This is a genomic window from Bradyrhizobium sp. USDA 4011, from assembly GCF_054063415.1.
The window spans coordinates 7,539,705-7,555,355 of sequence record NZ_JBSSGG010000001.1; the positions used below are offsets into that span (position 1 = coordinate 7,539,705).

Sequence of the window (15,651 nt, forward strand, 5' to 3'; positions counted from 1 at the left end):
CTCCTAGGCCTTGATTGTCTTGGTGGGCGAGGGCAGGCCGACGATCCGCCTGCTGTCCTCGATCGTCGCGACCGCGCCTCCGAGATCCTCGACGATGCGGCGCGCCTTTGTGACCATTTCCGCGTTGGAGGTCGCGAGCTGGCCGCGCGTGAGATAGACCGCATCTTCCAGGCCGATCCGTACGTGACCGCCCGCAAGATAGGATTGTGCAACCGTCGTGAATGCGGCCTTGCCGATGCCGACCGCGGTGAATTCCGCGTCCGGCGGCAGCATGCCGCGCGCGTACAATACGGTTTCCGGGGAAGGCTGAAAGCCGTAACGAACGCCCATCACGAAGGAACACAGCACTGGCCCTTGCAGGGAGCCGTCGGCCAAGAGATCGCGCATCAAGGCGACATCGCCGGAATCGAACAGTTCGATCTCCGGTTTGACGCCGGCGTCCGCGATCACTTTCGCCATCCGGCGTACGTTTGCCGGCGTATTGATCACGACCTCGCCTCCGGAGTTCATGGTGTTGAGATCGAGCGTGCAGATGTCCGGTCGCAGCACGGCGATGTGCTCGACCCGCTTCTCCGGCGCCATCAGCGTCGTGCCTTCGGCGGCCACCTTCGGATCGTCCCTGGATGGAACAAAGCGTCCGCCCGGTCCGGTCGTGATGTTGAGGATCAACGCGGGGTTGCGCGCGCGGATGCGCTCGACGACGTCGACATAGTGGTCGAGCAGCATCGAGGGACGGCCGGTAAGCGGGTCTCGGACGTGGATGTGGACGATGGCGGCGCCGGCGTCGGCGGCGTTGAGACAAGCGTCAGCGATCTGCGCCGGCGTGATGGGAAGGTGAGGGGTCTGCTCGGGTGTCGTCAGGTTGCCGGTGACGGCGCAGGTGATGATGACCTTTTCGCGGGGAGATCGCATAGACTTGTTCCTTCAAAGCGAGCGGCCGCCGTCGACCACGAAAGTCGTTCCGGTCGCGAAGCCGAGTTGGGTTGCACAGGCGAGAATGGCCGAGGCGATGTCCTCCGCGGTCGCGATCCGCTTCAGCGGTGTCGTCGTCGCGGTCTTGGCGTTGAAGTCCGCGCCGCGGCCCGGAACGAAGCCAGTGTCGACCACACCTGGTGCGACCGCGAGCACCCGCACCTCGGGGGCCAGCACGCGGGCGAGCGATTTCGTCATGACGTCAATGCCGGCCTTGACGGCGCAATAGGCAATCGAGGACCCGATCCCGTTGGTGCCCGCGATCGACGATATCGAAACGATGAGGCCGTCACCGGATGCCTTCAGGAGCGGAGCGAAGGTGCGGATCGCCGCAAATTGTCCGCGCCAGTTGACCGCGAACATCCGGTCAATCAGGTCGTCGTCCAGTGCGTCGAGATCGGCGTGAGGCACCGGCTTGGTAAAGCCGGCGGCGTTGACGAGGATATCGAGCCGGCCGAAGCGCCGCTCGATCTCGGCGCGCAGTGCCGTCAGGGTTGCGGTCTGCGCGACGTCGGCGATCAACGCGGCGTGGCCGTCCCCTGGCAAGGATTGCACCACGGTTGCCGCGGCGGCGGTCTCGTCCGGAACGTCGCGGTGGCTGATTGCGATGCGGGCACCGAGTTCGGCGAAGCGCTTGGCGGACACGGCCCCGATGCTGCCGGCGCCGCCGACGACGAGCACGACCTTGTCCTTCATGGATTGATTCATCGCTTGCCTCACTTGATCGGTGGCTTGGGGAGGATCGCTTCACCGTTTTCCATGGTGAAGCGATAGTTCAGCGTGTACCAGGGCGCGCGGACCCCGGGCGCCGGTGGATCGCCGTCGTCATGCCGGCGATAGTCGCCGACCAGCGCGCGCGTCACCCCGAACACCACGTCGCTGTCCAGGTGCTTGTCGTGGTCGACGAAGACCTGCGTGATCAGCGTCTTGTAGCCCGGCTTGAAGCCCAGGAAGTGCATGTGTGCCGGCCGGTAGGGATGCCTGTTCTGGGCGCGCAGCATGTCGCCGACCGGGCCGTCGGTCGGCACGGGATAGCCGGCGGGCTTGACCGACCTGAATGAGAACCGACCCGAAGCGTCGGTGGTGAACTTGCCGCGCAGGTTCATGTCGGCCTGCGTTTCGTCCTGGTTTTCGTAGAGGCCGACAGGTGAGGATTGCCAGACGTCGACCTCGACATTGGCGAGGGGCTTGCCCGCGATGTCGACAACCTCGCACGCGACGAAGAGTTCGGGGCCGGGTGTCGCAGAACGAACGATCGATGCCCCATTCTCCGTTCGGGGAGAATTGGCCCGCCAGAACGGGCCCAGCAATGCCGCCGCGGTTTCAGTCGCGCCGGCGTTGCCGTTGTTCAGCAGGCAGACCAGCGTCGAGAAGCCGGTCGCATCCGCGAAGAGGATGCCCTCGTTGTGGCTGTCGTGGGTGGCCTGTCCGATCCGGTTCAGGAAATCGATGCCGAGATCGTATTCCGCCTCGGTGAGTTTCACCTCGCGGGCGAAGGCGTGGAGGTGCCTGACGAAGGCTTCCATCACCGTTCGAAGCCGCGCATTGCCGGTCGACGCCATCGCCCGCAACACGCTCGGCGTCACGTCCTCGAGCTTTTCGATAATGCCGTGAGACATCGGTGGGCTCCTGTGCAATCGAGTGCGCTGGTTGTACAATCGATTGCATGTCACTATGCAATCGATTGCAAATAGTCAAGGGAGGCGCTATGGTCGTTTTGCAAACGAGCTAAGCAGCAGGAAGCGCTGGGTGAATCGAGCCGTCACGACAATCAAGCAGATCGCGGACGCCGTTGGCGTTCACCCTTCGACGGTGTCGCGGGCCCTCGATCCCAACAAACGGCATCTGGTCGCGGACGACGTCGCCAGGAGGATCTCCGCCCAGGCGGAGGCGCTGGGCTACCAACCGAACCGGCTGGCCGCCAACCTGCGACTGGGGCGATCCGATCTCGTGGGTGTGCTGCTGCCCGACATCACCAATCCGGTGTTCGCTCCTATCCTGGGCGGCGTTACGGAGGTTCTCTCTGCGGAAGGCTACGCACCGATCGTAGCGGACGCCGGGAATATAACGTCGCAGCAGATCTGCTTTGTCGAGCGACTGCTCAGCCAGCGGGTCGACGGTCTGATCCTGGCGACGGTTTCGCAGGATGACGAACTCGTCGGTTTCTGTATCCGGCGCGGCGTTCCCGTGATCCTGGTCAACCGATCCGAAGCGCGCGATCGCGTCTCCTCAGTCGTCTCGGACGATGAAATGGGAATGCGTCTCGCCGTCGATCATCTCGTCGATATCGGACACCGCCGCATTGCGCATATCGCAGGGCCGCTGTCGACATCAACCGGCGCGCTGCGGCGTGACGGCTTCGAGCGTGCGATGGCGCGGCACGGATTGACCGGTGCCGTACGTGAAGCCGCGGGATACACGCGGGAAGGCGGCGCGCTGGCGGCGGCGAATCTCGTCGGTGGGCAACATCAAGTGACTGCGATCGTTGCCGCGAACGACCTGCTGGCGATCGGTGCCCTTGACGCTCTGAAGGAGCGGCACCTGCGGTGCCCGGAGGATATCTCGCTCGTCGGTCACAACGACATGCCACTTGTGGATGTCGTCTCGCCGCCCCTCACCACCGTGCGCATCGAGCACCGCGAGATGGGACGGATCGCTGCCAGAATGCTGATCGAAATGCTCCAGAGCAGGTCGGCCGAGATCCGGCACGTCGTACTTCCTCCCGAACTGGTCGTCAGGAAGTCCACGCAACCGGCAGCCTAGACATGCGCACGTCTTCAACGCGGTCGTACGCTTGTGTCCGGTACGCGACCTCCATCCTGGGATGCTTGATCAAGCTACTGTCGCAAGGGGGGCGGCGCCTGGTATCCATCTTGGCTTAGCCCCGCGCTCCGTTATCCGCTGCCTGCGGCTTGCAATTCCATTTGCGTCAGCGGCCGAGCATTGGGATAAGCAGCGCGCCGCCGCGATTGAGCCTCAATCCGGACACCGGCGGCTGCTTTAGGCAATCCCAACACTGTCGGACTAAGAAAGCTGAATGTCTGCTCGTCTCCCACGCCGCCCAAATCTGTCGCGCGCGGCAGCCATCGTTGCGCTGCTCGCCTCGGCTGCGGGCGTTTCCGGCTGCGCGCAGATCGGCGACAGCGTGCCGTCGGCATTCGCCGATCCCGCCAAATACGATCTGTATGATTGCAAGCAGCTCGAGACCGAGCGCAAGAATCTCACGTCTCGCGCGACGGATCAGGAAAAGTTGATGGCCAAGGCGGAGACCGGCGTCGGCGGTACCGTGGTCTCCGAGATGGTCTATCGCAACGAGCTGATCTCGATCCACGCCCAGCAGAGGCTTGCGGATCAGGCCTGGCGCGCCAACAAGTGCCATGAGAGCCCGCCGGACACGCCTGCGGCGGCCGCGCCCGCGGCGCCTGCGCCGGGGGCAAAGGGCCCGCGCGCGCCGCGAGGCCTCGTTCACTGAACAAGCGCTTCGCGATGAGCCGATTGCTGGTCGCGCACGCAAGCCGCGTTCACCTGATCTCTCAGGCGCGCCAGTCGTAGATCCAGTCCTGCCGCGCCAGCATGCGCTGCGGACCGATGGCGCGGATCGCGAGATCGCGGGCGATCGCCAAGGGTCCGCTCAAGTGATAGATGCGGCCCTGCTGCCGCGCCATGCGCTGCACCTTCAGCACGCGCCTGCGCCGCATCTCGGCGTAGCGCTTCAACGCGGCGGGAATGCCTGCGGTGTTTTCGCCGGTGCAGTCGGCCAGGGCCTTGGCGAGCACGGCCGCGTCCTCGATCGCCATGCCGGCGCCTTGCGCGGCAAACGGCAGCATCGCATGCGCGGCGTCGCCGAGCAGTGTCACCGCGCCTTCGCTCCAGCGGCCGATGTCGGGCAGGGTGAACAGCGCCCATTTGCGCCAGCCATCGACCGCGCCGATCAGCATCCGCGCCGTGGCGGGCCAGCGCGCGGCAGCGAACGCGCCCTTGATCTCGTTGATGTCGCCGGGCTCGCTCCAGCCCGGCCGGTTCCAGGTGCCTGAGACGATCGCGACCACGTTGATCTGGCGTCCGGCCGAGATCGGATAGGCCACGAGATGCGCGTCCGGCCCCATCCACAGCTGCACGCGCGGCGCGGTGTATTCACGCGGCAGGGCGGTCGCGTCGAGCGTGCCGCGCCAGGCGATCAGGCCGGAGAATTGCGGTTGTACATCCGGAAACAAATGTCCGCGGACCGACGACCAGATGCCATCCGCGCCGATCAGCGCAACCGCCAATTCCTCCTGCCGTGCGTTGCCGCGGCGCTGCACGACCGTCAGCCCCTTGGCGTGCTTGGTGACATCCTCGAACTGGCAGCCGAGCCGCAGATCGATATCGGGATGGTCGTTGACGGCGGCCTGCAACGCGGCCTGCAGATCGGCGCGGTGGATCACCCAATAGGGGGCACCGGCGCGGAACTCAGCGGCCTGGCCGAGCGGCATCCGCGCGATCTCGCCACCGGCCCGCGCGCTCAGGATGTTGACGGATTCCGGCGTGACCGCGCGCCGCGCCAGCTGTTCCTTGAGCCCGAGCTCGACAAGGATGCGGCTGGCATTGGGAGAGAGCTGGATTCCCGCGCCGGCTTCCTCGAGCCGCTCGGCCTTTTCCAGCACGACGATGCGAAAGCCCTGTGCCGCCAATGCTAGCGACGTCGTCAGTCCTCCGATCCCGGCGCCGGCAACGATGACGGTTCGCGTCAGCGCCACGGAGCGGTCAGGCGACCTTGTCTTTCAGCACGCATTCCGGCGGCCGTGCTTCGCCGGCAGCGAGGTCGGACGCGAAGCGATACAGCGTCGAGCAATACGGGCAGATGATCTCGCTGTCGTTGCCGAGGTCGAGGAACACGTGCGGATGGTCGAACGGAGGGTTGGCGCCCACGCACATGAACTCCTGCGACCCGATCTCGATCACCGAGACACCGGCATCGTTATGGAAGTGCGGGACGACGTGGTCGGACATATTCTCACCTTGGTGGCAACGATGGGCAGACGCGATCAACAGCATGCGGCATCCGCGAAATGCCGCGCACCATACTGGCGGGAACAGTTGATTCCTAGAGCCCCGATGGCTCATGTGCTCATGCAAATTCGACACAATCTTGTCGTCCCAGAGAAGCCCTTCTTTGGTCGGAGCCGTTGTGTCTCAAAAACGGCACACTATTTCCAGAGCGACTTGAACAAGGCGAATAAAACTAGAGGTCTTCAAGCGGAATGAACGGGGTGCGCCTCAGTTTTGCGGTGGCCGGCCTGGCAGCGAGCGCTGCCGTGGGCGCGGCCATTTGGCCGCACGCCCGGGACGCCGGCACGGTGCTGTCAGCGCGGAACGATCCGGCTGCGCTCGCCGACCTCAGGCTCAATTCCGTCTTACGCAACAACCCGGCGTTGATATCGGACAATATCGAGGCGGCACTCGCCTCCGGAGATGCCGATCTTGCGACCAGCTTCGTCGCGCTCGCAAGCGAGAAGAACATCGCGCTCAGTGAAGAACTCACAAAGCGCGTCGATGACGCGCGTGCCGAGCAGTCGTCCACCACGCATTTCGCCAAGGGATTTGCCGCCGGTCTCGTGACCGGCAATGCCGACGATGTCGCAAGCCTGTCCGGCACAGTCGCGGGCGACCTGTTCGTGTTCGGTGACGTCAGGGACGTCGTGCGCGAGGGCAAGCACCTCGTGATGGGCGAGGACACCGACCAACTGGTGCTTGGCCTTGCGGCGGCCGGGCTCGCCGTGACTGCGGCCACCTATGTGTCGGTCGGCGGCGCCGCGCCGTTGCGCGCCGGACTGACGCTGGTCAAGGATACGCGCAAGGCCGGACGGCTGAGTGAGGGGATGATCGAATGGGCCGGGCGCTCGACCCGCGAGGTGGTCGATCAGCCTGCGCTGCGTGAGGCGGTCGCGTCCGGCTCGGTGCTGCGGCCGGCGGAAACTGCAACCGCGATCCGCGCGGCATTCCGCGCCGAGAAGGCCGGCGCGCTGGTGCGCGTCGCCAAGGACGTCGGGCGCATCGGCGAGGCGGCCGGGGTCCGTGCCGCGCGGGACACGCTGAAGGTCGCGGAGAACCCGCAGGAGATCGCGCGCGCCGCCCGCGTCGCGGACGCGAAGGGCGGCCAGACCCGCGCGATCATCAAGCTGCTCGGCCGCGGCGCGCTGCTGCTCGCGGCCGGCACATTCAATCTCACCATGTGGCTGTTCGGCGCGCTGCTCGCGCTGTTCGGCTTCCTGTCGTCGATCAAGGCCACCACCGAGCGAACCACGGCGTGGTGGCTCAGGCGCAGCAAGGCGCTGCGCCTGAAGCGCCAGATGACCGCGCAGGCCGCGCTGGCGAGTATACCCGTCCAGGGCTAAGGTTGCGATCGCCGGTCGATCGCCAATCGCAAATTCCAAAATCCCAAATCGCAAGAAAAAACGGAATCGATGATGCCGAGTTTCCATCACGGCGATGTTGAAATTGCCTATATCGACGAAGGCGCGGGCGAGCCGATCGTGCTCGTGCACGGCTTTGCGTCGAGCAAGAACGTCAACTGGATCTATCCGACCTGGGTATCGGAACTCGTCAAGGCCAGCCGTCGCGTCATCGCGCTCGACAATCGCGGTCACGGTGAATCCGCCAAGCTCTACGACGCCGCGCATTACGAGATCGCGACCATGGCAAGCGACGTGATCGCGCTGATGGATCATCTCGGAATCGCGCGCGCCGACATCATGGGCTATTCGCTGGGCTCGCGGATGACGGCGATCCTGGCGCGTGAGAATTCCGATCGGGTGCGTTCGGCGATCCTCGGCGGCATCGGCATCGGGCTGATCGAGGGCGGCGGCCCCGGCGAGGCCGTTGCGCTGGCGCTGGAGGTGCCGTCGCTCGACGACGTCGCCGATCCGGTCGGCCGCACCTTCCGCGCCTTCGCCGATCAGACCCGCTCCGACCGCCGCGCGCTCGCCGCCTGCCTGCGTGGCTCACGCCGCCTGATGACGCGCGAGGAGGCCGCCGGCATGCGTGTGCCGGTTCTGATCGCGGTTGGCAGCAAGGACGAGATCGCGGGCTCGGCGTCAGCGCTCGGCCGGATCATTCCGGGATCGCAGGTGCTCGACATTCCGAACCGCGACCACATGCGGGCGGTCGGTGACAAGGTCTACAAGACCGGCGTCATCGACTTCCTGTCGCGGCGAAAATAGCTCGTCGGCATCGTTCCCGGCATCGTTCTCGGCATCGTCCTTGGCGAAGGCGCGCGCCGCCGCGATCAGCACCACGAAGGTCGCGACCCACACCATGCGCGCGCCGTAGCGGTCGTGGGGCCCCGAGATCACGCCACAGACGGCCGCATTGCCGAGCAGAGCGAGCGTCACCGTGCCCGCCAGCAGTGTCAAATCGTCGAGCCGCCGCTGCCACAGTCCGCGGCCGAACAGGATCACGACCAAGAGCATCGAGGCCAGCGCGACCGGCACGTGGATGCGATTGATCGCGGTGAAGTCGAGGGCCCATTGTTGTTGCCGCGCCGCGCGCATCGGCGCGACCTGCTTGGGAATATAGCGCTCGATGATGCCGTAGGTATGCGGGATCCAGCCCGAGGAGCCTTCTCCGGTCGCGACATCCAACAGCTGGTCGGCGGTTGCTTTCAGCGCCGCCCTGGCCTGCCATCCCGGATATTCGGCCAGCGAACGCACCACGATGTGGCCCATCTCGTCATTCAGTCCCTGAAAGCGGCCGAGCGTGTCGAACATGCTATGACCCCACAGGAAGTCGTCGGCGGTCGGTGGCAACTCGTCGCGATAGGGGCAGAGCTTCAGGTTCTCCTTGGCGCAATGATCGCGCAGATATTGCGCGACGATGCCATCCTGCAGCATGCGGCCGAAGGCGACGCCATAGCCGCCGGGTGTCCAGGCAAGCTGACCCGACAGCGCGAAGTTCGCCGCCAGCAGCATCACGGCGCCCGTGACGATGGTCAGGCTGCCTTGCACGAGGCCCGCGACCGGGACGCGGCGCCCGAGCCATGGACGCAGCATCCAGCCGACGCAGCAGAGCCCAAGCAGCGCCGCGAGCGTCGCGCTGTGCGTGGCGGCGGAAAACGCTGTGAATCCGAACAGCACCGCCTTCTCGAGCGTCGAAATCCGCTCGCCGTGCAGGACGAGGATAAAGAGCGCGAGCACCGAGAGGCCGGCAAAGATGTCGGTCAGCAGCATGCTGGCGAGCCAGGGCAGGGCGGTGGTCATGATCAGCGCGAGGCTGATCGCGATCAGGCGGGCCGGGCGGGCGAGTTCGAGCATGCGCAGGGTCAGTTGCAGGATCCACAGCGTCGCCAGGGTCTGGATGCCGAGGTTGAGCCAGAAGCCCGATGTCTCACCGACATGGAGGTAGATGCCGAACACCGTCGATCGGCTCGGCACCAGATAGCCCTCGTACCAGCGCGCCAGATAGCCGCCGGTATCCCATTGGAGCAGCGGATAGCCGTTCCAGAAGGCAGGCGCGAGCAGGAGGAGGGGAATGGCAATGGTGGCGATCCAGACCGACCGTGCATCGGTCAGGCGCCCACGTAACGTCCGGGTGTTGATGGTATTTCCCCCCTTTTATTGGGCCGACCATGCCCAAAACCACACTCGGGACGAAATCCGCCAATAGTTGCAGAAGCACGGCTTGATTTCGGCAAAATCCCGACCAACTCCCTTAGACGTCGGCCCGGAGGGCGTTCGGCTCGGGTTTACCGTACCGAGCCTTCCCGGGACGCGCTGGGGTCACTGTGCTATAATGCACATCAGAACAACCGAATTGCGAGAGCAGCTATGGCAGTTCATCAGGTCAATCCGCAGGGGGGAAAGCTGGCGGCGCTCGATCCGATCTGGGATCGAATTCGCGGCGAGGCGGAAGACATCCTGCGCCGCGAGCCGGAGCTCGCATCTTTCATCTATGCGACCGTGCTGCATCACGAGCGCCTGGAAGATTCCGTGGTCCATCGCATTGCCGAGCGGCTCGATCACGCCGCGCTGTCGGGCGACCTGATCCGCCAGACCTTTGGTGAGGCATTGCGCGATGAGCCTGATATCGGCAACGCCTTCCGCGCCGATCTCGTCGCCGTCTATGACCGCGATCCCGCGACCTCGCGCTTCATCGATCCCTTGCTCTACTTCAAGGGCTTCCACGCGCTGCAGACCCATCGTCTCGCGCATTGGCTCTATCAGAAGGGCCGCAAGGATTTTGCCTTCTACCTGCAGAGCCGCTCGTCGGCAGTGTTCCAGACCGACATCAATCCGGCGGCCAGAATCGGCCGCGGCATCTTCCTCGATCACGCCACCGGTTTCGTCTGCGGCGAGACGGCCGTCATCGACGACGATGTCTCGATCCTGCATGGCGTCACGCTCGGCGGCACCGGCAAGGAGAACGAGGATCGCCATCCGAAGATCCGCCACGGCGTGCTGATCGGCGCCGGCGCCAAGATCCTCGGCAATATCGAGATCGGTCATTGCGCGCGGATCGCGGCGGGCTCCGTCGTGGTCAAGCCCGTGCCGCACAACGTCACGGTCGCGGGCGTGCCGGCGAAAATCGTCGGCGAGGCCGGCTGTGCCGAGCCGTCGCGCACCATGGACCAGATGCTCAACGCGATCGGGCTTTGATTTCACTCGCTTTCTGATCGCGGCGCGCTTGAGCGTGTGCGCAACATCACGTCGCCAAAGCCTGAAAAGGCTCTGGCGATCTTTGCCGTCTCGTCCTAAAACTCCCCCGAAAATCATCGACCCGATTGGAGACGGCTGTGGACGTTCAGGAAGTCAGGAAGCTCGACGCGTATCTCAAACGCGTGTTCAGCAATCCCAAGATCCGCGTGGTGCCGCGGCCCAAGAAGGACGACTCGGCGGAGGTTTATATCGGCGAGGAGTTCATCGGCGTGCTGTTCGTCGACGACGAGGACGATGATCGCTCGTTCCAGTTCCAGATGGCCATCCTGGAAGAAGATCTGGGCGAGCAGGGCTGAACAGCCTGGTCTCGGCGCGTCATTGCGAGGAGCTCGCGACAAAATTGCAAAGCAATTTTGCGCTGAAGCGACGAAGCAATCCATATTTCCGCGCTAGCGGCTCGATGGATTGCTTCGCTTCGCTCGCAATGACGAGCAAGCTACCCCTTCGCGCTATGCATCTGCGCGGAGAGGCGGTTCATCGCGGTGGCGATGTCGCGCCATTGCGCAAGCCAGCTGCGTGGAAAGCGGAAGGTCAGGTCGGCGCCCTCGATGCGCTGCTCACTCAGGCACATGCCGGGCGTCGACGTATCGCGCGTGCAGCGCGCGATCAATTGCGGCTCGGTCGCGGTGAACAGGTCCTCACCGCCATAGGGCGTACCGTCGCGGAACGCGCGTGCCGTCAGGCCGTCATCGGTGTTCGCGCGCTCGTCGAGATAGCGCGGATAGATCGTGCGCAGCCGCATGTCCGGTGCGAGTGAATCGTGATGTGCCGCGATCGACACGAAGATCCTGTCGATCGGCTGCACCTTGTCCTCGACCGTATCGGCGCTGTAGTGCTTCGGCGCGGCCGGCGCCTCCAGCGACGGATAGAGGAAGCTCAGGTCGACGCGCTCCTGCGGCCCGGAGTGGCGCTGGATCTTCATGCGCACGGCCATGGTCGGCACGTTGAACAGCGTGCCGCCGACGCTCACCGGCAGTCGCGACGGATCGCTGGGCGGGATGGTCGTATAGGTCGGCCACAGCAGATAGGCGACGAGCGCAATCGCACCGGCCGCGATGACTGCCGAGGCGATGATCGGAACGAGATGCGCGCGCGGATTGCGGCGGGTGTCGCGAGCGAGATGCTGGGCGGTCGAGAGTAGCGTCATGAGCGAGGCAAAGAGCAGGTCGGGAGTGGCCGAATCACCTGCCGAATATGCCACGTGACGCGGAATTTCCGTACGATTCCAATGGAATCCCCGTGCGAATGGCCATGCGCAAACGCCGTGCCGGGCGCCCCGGTTAACCCTTCCTTAAGGATGATGTGGCGGCCCGCCGCCAATTCTGCGAAGCAGGGTCAGTAGCCTGTTGCGTAGCGGAAGTTCCGATGTCGCCTGATACCTTGAATTCCCTGTTCTCGCTCTTCATCGGCTTTGCGCTCGCCGGCGCATTGGCCAGCGGTTATCAGGCGATGGCGGAGCGTCCGGCCGGCTTCGGCCTGCTGCAGGAGGGCGTGGCGCCGAGGACCTTTGCAGCGGTCCCGTTTCTCGTCTTCGCCGCACCGTTCATCATCATGCGCAACACGCTCCGTGGTGCACGCATCGAGCGCCGCCGTTTCGAGTTCGTGATGATGGCAACCGTCATCTCCGGCTTCTGGAGCCTGATGTCGGGCACGTTCTTCGTGATGACGCTGCGCGCTGCCGGCGTGATCGGGTGATCCGCGCCGGATCCTGATCCGTGTCCGGATCATGATCGCGCTTGCTTGAAACCATGTCGGCCGCTGTGCCAAGGTCGTCCTGACGAGAGCCTCAGTTCTGATCAATCAGAACCGAAAACGCTCCAGGGAGACCTCTATGGCGATTTACGAACTCGACGGGCAGGGGCCCGATCTTCCCGCCGACGGCAGCTACTTCATCGCCGACAATGCCGTCGTGATCGGCAAGGTGCGCCTCAAATCCGCGGCGAGCGTCTGGTTCGGCGCCGTGCTGCGCGGCGACAACGAGTGGATCGAGATCGGCGAAGGCTCCAACGTCCAGGACAATTCGACCCTGCATGTCGATCCCGGCTTTCCCTTGACCATCGGCAACAACGTCACGATCGGCCACAATGCGATCGTGCACGGCTGCACGCTGGAAGACGGCGTGCTGATCGGGATGGGATCGATCGTGATGAACGGCGCGCGCATCAGGCGCGGCAGTGTGGTCGGCGCCGGCTCCGTCATCACCGAGGGCAAGGAGTTTCCGGAAAATTCCCTGATCATCGGTGCGCCGGCGCGCGTGGTGCGCACGCTTGATGCCGCGCAGGCGGAGGCGTTGTCGCGGCCGGCGAAGTCCTACGCGATCCGGGGCCCGCAGTACAAAGCCGGGCTGAAGAAGATCGGCTGAGCCCTCAGCGCTTCCGGCCCTGCTTGCGTGCGCCCTTCGGTGCTGCGGGGCCTGGCTTCGCCGCCCCCTGTAGTCTTGCTGTCTCCTGAAGTCTTGCGCTCTTGCGCAGCGCGTCTTTCAGGTCGATCGGAATACCGTGCTTCTTGAGAAGGTCGGCGAAGGCCTCGTCCGCGAGCTCCTGCAGCGTCGCCATCCGGTCGCGCCCAAGCTGCTTTAGCTTGTCGAAAGTGTCGTCGTCAAACTCGATCAGCTTGCGCAAATTGCATTGCTCCCAAACTGTATTGCTCCAATGCCTGGGGGAACCGGCGTTTTGCGGACCCGTTGATGTCCGCAAGGGAGAATTGCCATGCGCAAATTATCCGTCACCGTCGCGTCAGCGACAATCGCCATTCTGCTGGCGCCCACGATTACCCTCGCCCAAGGCACTGGGAGCGGTATTGGGAGCGGCAGCCCCTCGTCAGCCAGTCCGACATCGCCGCAAGTTACGTCACCGCCGCCGGGCACCAACAGTGCCGGCACGGCTCAATCGTCCGGCCGGCCGAACACCGGTGAGGGCGTCACCACCGGTTCGGCGTCGAGCGAAAGTTTCGACAAGGCAATCGCCGACGAGAACAGGTCGGTCGGCCACCGGCTAAAAGGCATCTGCCGCGGCTGCTAACTTTTGACGGCCGCGCGCTTGATGAACGCGGGTCGCGCAGAAGTGAGCGCGACACAGGCGCGCGGTCGAAGCCGCGGTCCTAGATTGGGTTAGCATGCGCGGGACGCGGCGGAGGAGGCTTGCAAAGAAAAGCCTTGGAAAGAGGAGTAACGGGTGATGTTGCGTAAAACGATGATTGCCTTGCTGGCGACGGCCTCGATCGGCCTGTTCACGGTCGACGCCGCGTCGGCGCGCGGTGGCTTCGGCGGGGGCGGCTTCCACGGTGGTGGCGGCTTCCACGGCGGCGGATTTGGCGGCGGCGCTTTCCGCGCCATGGGCGCGGGCGGTGGCTTCCGGTCGGCTGCAATCGGCGGCGGTTGGCATGGCGGCGGTTGGCATGGTGGAGGCTGGCACGGCGGCTACTATCGGCGTGGCTGGGGCTATCCGTTCGCGGCGGCCGCGATCGGCTTCGGCCTGGGCTACGGCGCCTACGATTACTATGACGGCTACTACGGCAACCCCTATTACGCCGGTTACGGCTACGACGACGGCTATGGCTACGGCTATGGTTACGGTGACGGCGGCTGTTACGTCGTGCGCCGTCGGGTGCTGACGCCGTATGGCTGGCAGGTGCGACCGGTGCAGGTTTGCAACTGAGACATCTGCTGACGCATGGCCGGTCCATCGGATCGCCATGCTGATGGTGTTGGAATGATCGGCGCGGCCTTGGTGTCTTGATGCCGGGGCCGCCGCGCATTGGTACGCTGCTTGCGGCGCATTACGGCAGTCCGTGTGTGAACGCGTCCCGAAAACAAACGGTCCGGCTGCGATTGGAGCCGGGCCTCAGAGGATATCAGAGATGCTGACCATTCCTGATCTGACATTGCTGTTCATGGTTGTTGTTTCGGGCCTCGCCACCGCATTCGTCTACATGCTCCACGAGCTCGAGCCGAAGCTTGCACGGCTGCGGCAGCGAAGCGATCGCGTCTTGCGCGACCGCACCAGGTAGGCGGCAACGCGGATCGCTGTGGCTTCAGCTGCAGCGATGTGGAGAGCCGTCATCCGCGCACGCCGCGTTTTCGGGGTGGGCAATGCAGAGATCGGGAATTCACGGCCCCCAAAAAACAAGGCCGTCGACGCAGTATACCGTCAACGACCTTGCCAGCCCCGGATATTGAAATCGGCTCACGCCATCCGGTGATGAAGGATGACTCGGATTCGAAGTCGGATATGTGAACCAGTTCACAAAGTCCGGATTTATTCACGCTAACGGGCACTCATGCGGGGTTGCCGCCAGCGGGTCTGGAGCCGGAAAATTCCACCTTTAGGTCCTGACGTTGTTCGGGATTTGGCGCATTTTGATGGCCGCGCTGGTGACGGCGCTCGGCGTCTTCGGTCGTCAACCGCGCGATCCGTGGCGCTTCCGGTTGGCGCTGCGGGCGGCCTTCGACCGCTTGCGCGGCTCGGGCTCGGCCGCCGGCTCATTGGCCTGCGCGCTCGCGAGCGACTGGCGCAGCCCCTCGACCTGTTCGGTCAGTGCGGCGACCTGGTCGGAGAGCTTCTTGGCGTCGGCCTGCTGCGCGGCGAATTGCTTGCGCATGGCCAACAGCTGGTCCTGCACTTCCTGCAACTGGTCGATGGATTCCTGCTGGGTCACCTCCATGCCCTTGGTCTTTTCCACCAGCGCCTCGGAGACTTGCGCGGCCCGTGCCTGCAATTGACGAGCGGCGATCATCCGGTCGGTCTCCGGCACGTTGCCGCTGAAAGCGCGCCACAGCGCGATCGAGCCGATCCCGAACAGCACGAGCACCAGCGCGACGGCGCCGATCGCGATCGGCTGTACGCCGATCAGGCTGTTGGCCTGGGCATTCCGGGGGGCAAGTTCGACCATGCGACCAGAACCGGACATCAATTGAAAGGTTCCGCATAGCACAACCGCGATGCGGGCAAAACCCCCGGGGATTCAAGCAGGTGGCGCGGGGAGTGCAAAA

General features: G+C 64.7%; 19 protein-coding genes and 1 pseudogene. 11 read left to right on the forward strand and 9 right to left on the reverse strand.

From position 1 onward, the window contains the following. Positions 1–3: 3 nt before the first annotated feature. From ACVW1C_RS35595 to ACVW1C_RS35605, 3 genes are read right to left on the reverse strand one after another with little or no spacing between them, the layout of a single operon-like run. Positions 4–912, reverse strand: coding sequence for a 3-keto-5-aminohexanoate cleavage protein (locus ACVW1C_RS35595; protein WP_456762243.1), 909 nt, complete (start codon positions 910–912; stop codon positions 4–6). A gap of 12 nt (positions 913–924) precedes the next feature. After that, the gene (locus tag ACVW1C_RS35600; protein WP_456762244.1) at positions 925–1,680 is read right to left on the reverse strand and encodes an SDR family NAD(P)-dependent oxidoreductase; all 756 of its coding nucleotides are present in this window, start codon (positions 1,678–1,680) and stop codon (positions 925–927) included. Positions 1,681–1,688: 8 nt separating this feature from the next. After that, complete coding sequence (locus ACVW1C_RS35605; protein WP_456762245.1) at positions 1,689–2,591, reverse strand: dioxygenase family protein; 903 nt, start codon at positions 2,589–2,591, stop codon at positions 1,689–1,691. A 130-nt stretch (positions 2,592–2,721) separates the two neighbouring features. Between ACVW1C_RS35605 and ACVW1C_RS35610 the strand changes: the two genes are divergently transcribed. Beyond that, entirely contained in the window at positions 2,722–3,735 is a 1,014-nt protein-coding gene (locus ACVW1C_RS35610; protein WP_456762246.1) for a LacI family DNA-binding transcriptional regulator, read from the forward strand. Positions 3,736–4,009: 274 nt separating this feature from the next. After that, positions 4,010–4,444 (forward strand): twin-arginine translocation pathway signal, encoded by a 435-nt coding sequence (locus ACVW1C_RS35615; protein WP_456762247.1) that lies wholly within the window; start codon positions 4,010–4,012, stop codon positions 4,442–4,444. A 61-nt stretch (positions 4,445–4,505) separates the two neighbouring features. Here ACVW1C_RS35615 and ACVW1C_RS35620 read toward each other — a convergent pair whose 3' ends face one another. Beyond that, entirely contained in the window at positions 4,506–5,708 is a 1,203-nt protein-coding gene (locus ACVW1C_RS35620) for an FAD-dependent monooxygenase (protein ID WP_456762248.1), read from the reverse strand. A gap of 7 nt (positions 5,709–5,715) precedes the next feature. After that, positions 5,716–5,961 carry a zinc-finger domain-containing protein gene (locus ACVW1C_RS35625; protein ID WP_092115185.1) on the reverse strand — a complete coding sequence of 82 codons (246 nt, stop codon included), beginning with the start codon at positions 5,959–5,961 and terminating at the stop codon, positions 5,716–5,718. 251 nt (positions 5,962–6,212) lie between these two features. On the opposite strand from ACVW1C_RS35625, the gene ACVW1C_RS35630 reads away from it, so the two are divergent. Together ACVW1C_RS35630 and ACVW1C_RS35635 are read left to right on the forward strand one after the other, a co-directional pair. Continuing rightward, positions 6,213–7,346: a hypothetical protein gene (locus tag ACVW1C_RS35630; protein ID WP_456762249.1), complete on the forward strand. Its 1,134-nt coding sequence runs from the start codon at positions 6,213–6,215 to the stop codon at positions 7,344–7,346. A gap of 72 nt (positions 7,347–7,418) precedes the next feature. Continuing rightward, positions 7,419–8,171 (forward strand): alpha/beta fold hydrolase, encoded by a 753-nt coding sequence (locus ACVW1C_RS35635; protein ID WP_456762250.1) that lies wholly within the window; start codon positions 7,419–7,421, stop codon positions 8,169–8,171. Between the two features lie 36 nt (positions 8,172–8,207). Here the strand turns inward: ACVW1C_RS35635 and ACVW1C_RS35640 are convergent. After that, positions 8,208–9,545, reverse strand: a pseudogene (locus ACVW1C_RS35640) (hypothetical protein); the annotation flags it as partial. A 228-nt stretch (positions 9,546–9,773) separates the two neighbouring features. Between ACVW1C_RS35640 and cysE the strand changes: the two are divergent. Further along, entirely contained in the window at positions 9,774–10,601 is an 828-nt protein-coding gene (gene cysE, locus ACVW1C_RS35645) for a serine O-acetyltransferase (protein ID WP_456762251.1), read from the forward strand. 137 nt (positions 10,602–10,738) lie between these two features. Then, entirely contained in the window at positions 10,739–10,957 is a 219-nt protein-coding gene (locus ACVW1C_RS35650) for a DUF3126 family protein (RefSeq protein ID WP_050406403.1), read from the forward strand. A gap of 140 nt (positions 10,958–11,097) precedes the next feature. Here ACVW1C_RS35650 and ACVW1C_RS35655 read toward each other — a convergent pair whose 3' ends face one another. Beyond that, on the reverse strand, positions 11,098–11,808 hold the full coding sequence (locus ACVW1C_RS35655; RefSeq protein WP_456762252.1) for a hypothetical protein: 711 nt from the start codon (positions 11,806–11,808) through the stop codon (positions 11,098–11,100). Positions 11,809–12,026: 218 nt separating this feature from the next. Here ACVW1C_RS35655 and ACVW1C_RS35660 point away from each other — a divergent pair, with 218 nt between their 5' ends. Further along, entirely contained in the window at positions 12,027–12,356 is a 330-nt protein-coding gene (locus tag ACVW1C_RS35660) for a DUF6949 family protein (RefSeq protein ID WP_092115175.1), read from the forward strand. 136 nt (positions 12,357–12,492) lie between these two features. Beyond that, positions 12,493–13,023, forward strand: a complete 531-nt coding sequence (locus tag ACVW1C_RS35665) for a gamma carbonic anhydrase family protein (protein WP_092115174.1) — start codon at positions 12,493–12,495, stop codon at positions 13,021–13,023. Between the two features lie 4 nt (positions 13,024–13,027). Here ACVW1C_RS35665 and ACVW1C_RS35670 read toward each other — a convergent pair whose 3' ends face one another. Beyond that, positions 13,028–13,282, reverse strand: a complete 255-nt coding sequence (locus tag ACVW1C_RS35670) for a hypothetical protein (RefSeq protein ID WP_456762253.1) — start codon at positions 13,280–13,282, stop codon at positions 13,028–13,030. Positions 13,283–13,369: 87 nt separating this feature from the next. On the opposite strand from ACVW1C_RS35670, the gene ACVW1C_RS35675 reads away from it, so the two are divergent. The 3 genes from ACVW1C_RS35675 (at position 13,370) to ACVW1C_RS35685 (ending at position 14,669) form a co-directional block, all read left to right on the forward strand. Then, positions 13,370–13,681: a hypothetical protein gene (locus ACVW1C_RS35675; RefSeq protein WP_456762254.1), complete on the forward strand. Its 312-nt coding sequence runs from the start codon at positions 13,370–13,372 to the stop codon at positions 13,679–13,681. Positions 13,682–13,837: 156 nt separating this feature from the next. Further along, positions 13,838–14,317 carry a hypothetical protein gene (locus ACVW1C_RS35680; RefSeq protein ID WP_456762255.1) on the forward strand — a complete coding sequence of 160 codons (480 nt, stop codon included), beginning with the start codon at positions 13,838–13,840 and terminating at the stop codon, positions 14,315–14,317. Positions 14,318–14,519: 202 nt separating this feature from the next. Beyond that, positions 14,520–14,669: a hypothetical protein gene (locus tag ACVW1C_RS35685; RefSeq protein ID WP_456762256.1), complete on the forward strand. Its 150-nt coding sequence runs from the start codon at positions 14,520–14,522 to the stop codon at positions 14,667–14,669. Positions 14,670–15,059: 390 nt separating this feature from the next. Here the strand turns inward: ACVW1C_RS35685 and ACVW1C_RS35690 are convergent, their stop codons facing one another. Beyond that, positions 15,060–15,551, reverse strand: coding sequence for a hypothetical protein (locus ACVW1C_RS35690; protein WP_456762257.1), 492 nt, complete (start codon positions 15,549–15,551; stop codon positions 15,060–15,062). Positions 15,552–15,651 lie beyond the last annotated feature (100 nt).

Bases quoted from the DNA above. Each gene is read 5' to 3' on its own strand.
- ACVW1C_RS35615 (WP_456762247.1), top strand. From the start codon at position 4,010: ATGTCTGCTCGTCTCCCACGCCGCCCAAATCTGTCGCGCGCGGCAGCC.
- ACVW1C_RS35630 (WP_456762249.1), top strand. From the start codon at position 6,213: ATGAACGGGGTGCGCCTCAGTTTTGCGGTGGCCGGCCTGGCAGCGAGC.
- ACVW1C_RS35675 (WP_456762254.1), top strand. From the start codon at position 13,370: ATGCGCAAATTATCCGTCACCGTCGCGTCAGCGACAATCGCCATTCTG.
- ACVW1C_RS35655 (WP_456762252.1), bottom strand. From the start codon at position 11,808: ATGACGCTACTCTCGACCGCCCAGCATCTCGCTCGCGACACCCGCCGC.
- ACVW1C_RS35600 (WP_456762244.1), bottom strand. From the start codon at position 1,680: ATGAATCAATCCATGAAGGACAAGGTCGTGCTCGTCGTCGGCGGCGCC.
- cysE (WP_456762251.1), top strand. From the start codon at position 9,774: ATGGCAGTTCATCAGGTCAATCCGCAGGGGGGAAAGCTGGCGGCGCTC.
- ACVW1C_RS35690 (WP_456762257.1), bottom strand. From the start codon at position 15,551: ATGGTCGAACTTGCCCCCCGGAATGCCCAGGCCAACAGCCTGATCGGC.
- ACVW1C_RS35625 (WP_092115185.1), bottom strand. From the start codon at position 5,961: ATGTCCGACCACGTCGTCCCGCACTTCCATAACGATGCCGGTGTCTCG.
- ACVW1C_RS35660 (WP_092115175.1), top strand. From the start codon at position 12,027: ATGTCGCCTGATACCTTGAATTCCCTGTTCTCGCTCTTCATCGGCTTT.
- ACVW1C_RS35685 (WP_456762256.1), top strand. From the start codon at position 14,520: ATGCTGACCATTCCTGATCTGACATTGCTGTTCATGGTTGTTGTTTCG.
- ACVW1C_RS35680 (WP_456762255.1), top strand. From the start codon at position 13,838: ATGTTGCGTAAAACGATGATTGCCTTGCTGGCGACGGCCTCGATCGGC.
- ACVW1C_RS35595 (WP_456762243.1), bottom strand. From the start codon at position 912: ATGCGATCTCCCCGCGAAAAGGTCATCATCACCTGCGCCGTCACCGGC.
- ACVW1C_RS35665 (WP_092115174.1), top strand. From the start codon at position 12,493: ATGGCGATTTACGAACTCGACGGGCAGGGGCCCGATCTTCCCGCCGAC.
- ACVW1C_RS35605 (WP_456762245.1), bottom strand. From the start codon at position 2,591: ATGTCTCACGGCATTATCGAAAAGCTCGAGGACGTGACGCCGAGCGTG.
- ACVW1C_RS35635 (WP_456762250.1), top strand. From the start codon at position 7,419: ATGCCGAGTTTCCATCACGGCGATGTTGAAATTGCCTATATCGACGAA.